The organism is Acidisphaera sp. L21, from assembly GCF_009765685.1.
Taxonomy (GTDB): domain Bacteria; phylum Pseudomonadota; class Alphaproteobacteria; order Acetobacterales; family Acetobacteraceae; genus LMUY01.
The window spans coordinates 1,968-6,511 of sequence record NZ_LMUY01000144.1 but is presented as its reverse complement, the minus strand read 5'-3'; the positions used below and the strand labels follow the sequence as shown (position 1 = coordinate 6,511).

General features: G+C 66.0%; 5 protein-coding genes. 2 read left to right on the top strand and 3 right to left on the bottom strand.

The genetic code is table 11. From position 1 onward, the window contains the following. The 3 genes from GSQ76_RS26500 to msrA form a co-directional block, all read right to left on the bottom strand. Positions 1-368 (bottom strand): DUF779 domain-containing protein (locus GSQ76_RS26500; RefSeq protein ID WP_158747086.1); only part of this gene is annotated, 368 nt, incomplete at its 3' end. 64 nt (positions 369-432) lie between these two features. Further along, positions 433-1,953, bottom strand: a complete 1,521-nt coding sequence (adh, locus tag GSQ76_RS26495; protein ID WP_158747085.1) for an aldehyde dehydrogenase — start codon at positions 1,951-1,953, stop codon at positions 433-435. A 56-nt stretch (positions 1,954-2,009) separates the two neighbouring features. Further along, positions 2,010-2,732, bottom strand: a complete 723-nt coding sequence (gene msrA, locus GSQ76_RS26490) for a peptide-methionine (S)-S-oxide reductase MsrA (RefSeq protein WP_158747084.1) — start codon at positions 2,730-2,732, stop codon at positions 2,010-2,012. Positions 2,733-2,865: 133 nt separating this feature from the next. On the opposite strand from msrA, the gene GSQ76_RS32395 reads away from it, so the two are divergent. Together GSQ76_RS32395 and GSQ76_RS26485 are read left to right on the top strand one after the other, a co-directional pair. Then, complete coding sequence (locus tag GSQ76_RS32395; protein WP_256367025.1) at positions 2,866-2,991, top strand: hypothetical protein; 126 nt, start codon at positions 2,866-2,868, stop codon at positions 2,989-2,991. Between the two features lie 80 nt (positions 2,992-3,071). Continuing rightward, a partial coding sequence (locus GSQ76_RS26485) for a molybdopterin-dependent oxidoreductase (RefSeq protein WP_158747083.1) occupies positions 3,072-4,544 on the top strand: 1,473 nt, incomplete at its 3' end.

Sequence of the window (4,544 nt, the reverse complement as noted above, 5' to 3'; positions counted from 1 at the left end):
AGCGGCCGCCCTGCCGCCCGCAGCGCCGCGTCCTCCTCCTCGGTAAACAACCGGCTGCGCGTCAGGAACCGCACCCCCTCCGGCGCCTCCAGCGAGAAACCCGAGCCCCGGCCCGGCACCACATCGATGATGAGCTGCGTATGCTCCCAATACTCGAACTGCGCCGCCCCAATATAGAACGGTGACCCGGCGATCTCCCCCAACCGGATATCCTGCGCCCCCACCCGAAACTCATGCAGCGGGTAGCACATCGGCGCACTGCCATCGCAGCACCCGCCAGATTGGTGAAACATCACCGCCCCATGCATCGCCACCAGCTTGGCAATCACAGCCTCTCCGGCCGGAGTCACGGTGACACGGTCGACCATATCGGTTCCTTCAAACAAAGCGGCGGCACGAACCGAAGCCCGCGCCGCCGATGCCAGGCGAGGTCTAGAAGAAGCCCATCGCCTTCGTGCCGTAGCTCACCAGCATGTTCTTGGTCTGCTGGTAATGGTCCAGCATCATCCGGTGGTTCTCCCGCCCAATGCCGGACTGCTTATACCCGCCGAACGCCGCATGGGCCGGATATAAATGATAGCAATTGGTCCAAACCCGCCCGGCCTGGATCGCCCGGCCAAACCGGTACGCCCGGTTGCCATCCCGCGTCCAAACCCCGGCACCCAGCCCATACAGCGTGTCATTGGCAATCGCCAACGCCTCGTCATCGTCCTTGAACTTGGTCACCGACACGACGGGGCCAAAGATCTCCTCCTGGAACACCCGCATCTTGTTATGCCCTTCCAGCACGGTGGGCTTCACGTAATACCCGCCCTCCAGGTCGCCGCCGAGCATCGCCCGCTCGCCGCCGATCAGCACCTTGGCGCCCTCCTGCCGGCCAATGTCGAAATACGACAGGATCTTCTCCAACTGGTCGTTGGACGCCTGCGCCCCGATCATTGTCGCCGGGTCCAGCGGGTTGCCCTGCACGATCTTGCCCACCCGGGCGACCGCCCGCTCCATGAACCGGTCATAGATGCTCTCATGCACCAGCGCCCGGCTCGGGCAGGTGCAAACCTCGCCCTGGTTCAGCGCGAACATCGTGAACCCTTCTAGCGCCTTGTCGAAGAAATCGTCATCCTCGTTCATCACGTCCTTGAAGAAGATGTTCGGCGACTTGCCGCCCAACTCCAGCGTGACGGGAATGATATTCTCGGACGCGTACTGCATGATCAGCCGCCCCGTCGTCGTCTCCCCGGTGAACGCGACCTTCGCCACCCGCTTGGACTGCGCCAGCGGCTTGCCCGCCTCCACGCCGAACCCCTGCACGATGTTTACCACACCGGGGGGCAGCAAATCGGCGATCATGTCCATCAGCACGGCGATGCCCATGGGCGTCTGTTCCGCCGGCTTCATCACCACGCAATTCCCGGCCGCCAGGGCAGGGGCCAGCTTCCACGTCGCCATCAGCATTGGGAAGTTCCACGGAATGATCTGCGCCACCACGCCCAACGGCTCGTGGAAATGATAGGCGACCGTGTCCTTGTCGATCTCGCTGCTGGTCCCCTCCTGCGCCCGGATCACAGCGGCGAAATACCGGAAATGGTCCACCACCAGCGGCAGATCGGCATGCGTCGTCTCGCGGATCGGCTTGCCGTTGTCGATCGCCTCCACCAGCGCCAGCGTCGGCAGCCGGCTCTCGATCCGGTCGGCGATCTTCAGCAGAATATTGGACCGCTCGGTGACGGACGTCTTGCCCCAGGCCTCCCGCGCCGCATGCGCCGCATCCAGCGCCAACTCCACATCCTCGAACGTGGACCGCGCCACGGTGCAAACCACCTTGCCGGTGATCGGCGAGATGTTGTCGAAATGCTGCCCCCGCACCGCCGGCACCCATTTGCCGCCGATCCAGTTGTCGTAATGCGGCCGGATCGCGATTTCCTTGGCAATATCGCTCAGAACTTTGTCGACCATTTCAGTCTCCCCATTTTTTTGTGTTTTGGTTCGTCTGGTCGGTAGGCGTGGTGCAGCTACTCCTCCACGCCTTTGCCGACCAGCACCGGCTGATCCCGCCAGTAGGCGGGGAACAGGCGTTGCAGGCCCTGCACCTTCGGAATGTCGTTCATGGCGATGTACGGCTGGTCCGGATGCAGCGTCAGGTAGTCCTGGTGGTAGTCTTCCGCCGGGTAGAACGACGCGGAATCGTCGATCCGCGTCGCGATCGGCTTGGCGAACACATGCGCGTCCGTCAGCTGCGCCAAATACGCATGCGCCGCCTTGTCCTGCCCCATGCTGCTGACGAACAGATCGGACCGGTATTGCGTGCCCCAATCCGGGCCCTGGTGATCCACCTCCGTCGGGTCCAACGCCACGGAGAAGAAGATCTGCAGCAACGTGCCGAAGCTGACCTGCGCCGGGTCGTAGGTCACGCGCACCGCCTCCGCATGGCCCGTACTGCCAGAACTCACTTGGCCGTAACTCGGGTTCGCCACGGTGCCACCGGCATAGCCGGACACCGCAGACGTCACGCCTTTGATGTGCTGGAACACGCCCTGGATGCCCCAGAAACACCCGCCGGCGAACACCGCCGTCTGCAGGCCCGGCGCATCCACCACAGTCTCCAGAAGCGGCGCCGGCATCGCCACGGCCGGCCCGTCGGCCCGGGCGGCCGTAATCGGCGTCAGTTTGAACACCCCAACCACGGCAACGACGGCCACGGTGGCAGCAGACCATTTGAGCAAACTGTGAACCATGAGAGACACTTCCTGTGCTTCAGGCACGATCGGGAGCGGCGAGGTCGGTAAACCGTAGCGTCGAACCCGGCGTCATACAACGTGCGCGGCTGCGGACATGTCCAGACGCTATATTTCAAACTATACAGCGCCCATGCAGCAAATGCCATGGACGCGCTGCGGATCGGAAAACACCATCAACGACATCAAACTCGGCCGCACCGGCCTGGAGGTATCCCGCCTCTGCCCCCACGCCCACGCCCACGCCGGCTTCGCCTAACCCGGCGGGACGTTTCGCTCGACGCATAGGGGCGGGACCGGATACGGTCGGGCGCATTCCGCGACAAAGGCGCCCACCCCATGGCCGAAACCCGCTCCTCCGTCTGCCCGCACGACTGCCCCAGCACCTGCGCCCTCGACGTCGAGGTGCTGGACCAGCGGACCATTGGCGCAGTGCGCGGCGCGGATAACCCCTACACCGCCGGGGTGATCTGCAACAAGGTCTCCCGCTACGCCGAGCGGGTGCACCACCCCGACCGCATCCTCCACCCCATGCGCCGCACCGGCCCCAAGGGCAGCGGCCAATACACCCGCATCACCTGGGACGAAGCGCTCGACCGCACGGTCGCTGGCTTCACCGCCGCCACCGACCAACACGGCAGCGAAGCCGCCTGGGTCTACAGCTCCGCCGGCACCATGGGCCTGGTCCACCGCGACGGCATCTTCCGCCTCCGCCACGCCATGCGCTGGTCCGGCCGCAAGGGCACCATCTGCTCCACCATCGCGGGCGCCGGGTGGACCGCCGGCTGCGGCAAGGTGATCGGCGCCGACTCCCGCGAAATGGCGCTGGCCGACCTCAACGTGCTCTGGGGCACCAACCCCGTCTCCACCCAGGTCAACGTCATGGCCCACGTCACCCGCGCCCGAAAGGAGAGGGGGGCCAAGCTCGTCGTCATCGACCCCTACCGCACCGGAACCGCCGCCACCGCCGACATGCACCTGGCGCTTCGCCCCGGCACCGACGCCGCCCTCGCCTGCGCAACCATGCACTGCGCCTTCCGCGACGGCCACGCCGACCGCGCCTACATGGCCCAATACGCCGACGACCCGGCCGCCCTCGAAGCCCACCTCGCCACCCGCACGCCCACCTGGGCCGCCGCCATCACCGGCCTCACCGTCGCCGAAATCGAGGCCTTCGCCACCCTCTACAACGCCACCCCCCGCGCCTACATCCGCGCCGGCTACGGCTTCACCCGCGGCCGCAACGGCGCCGTCTCCATGCACGCCGTCACCTGCCTCCCCACCGTCACCGGCAAATGGCAGCACGAGGGCGGCGGCGCCCTCTGGAACAACCGCGGCATCTACACCTGGAACAAATCCCTTATCGAGGGCACCGCCTTCCGCGACCCGGCCATCCGCGAACTCGACATGAGCCGCATCGCCAGCATCCTCACCGGCGACGCCGAGGCCCTGTTCGGCGGCCCCCAAGTCCACGCCCTCCTCGTCCAAAGCGGCAACCCGGCCTCCGTCTGCCCCGACAGCAACCGCGTCCGCGAAGGCCTCATGCGTGACGACCTGTTCACTGTCGTGCACGAACACTTCATGACCGAAACCGCCCGCCACGCCGACATCATCCTGCCCGCGACGATGTTCCTGGAGCACGACGACATCTACCAGGCCGGCGGCCACAGCCACATCCAGATCGGCCGCCAGGTCATCGACCCACCCGGCGAGGCCCGCTCCAACCACGACCTCGTCTGCGCCCTGGCCCAACGCTTCGGCCTCACCGACCCCAGCTTCCACATGACCGCCCTGGAACTCGCCGACGCCACC

Bases quoted from the DNA above. Each gene is read 5' to 3' on its own strand.
- adh (WP_158747085.1), bottom strand. From the start codon at position 1,953: ATGGTCGACAAAGTTCTGAGCGATATTGCCAAGGAAATCGCGATCCGG.
- msrA (WP_158747084.1), bottom strand. From the start codon at position 2,732: ATGGTTCACAGTTTGCTCAAATGGTCTGCTGCCACCGTGGCCGTCGTT.
- GSQ76_RS32395 (WP_256367025.1), top strand. From the start codon at position 2,866: ATGCAGCAAATGCCATGGACGCGCTGCGGATCGGAAAACACCATCAAC.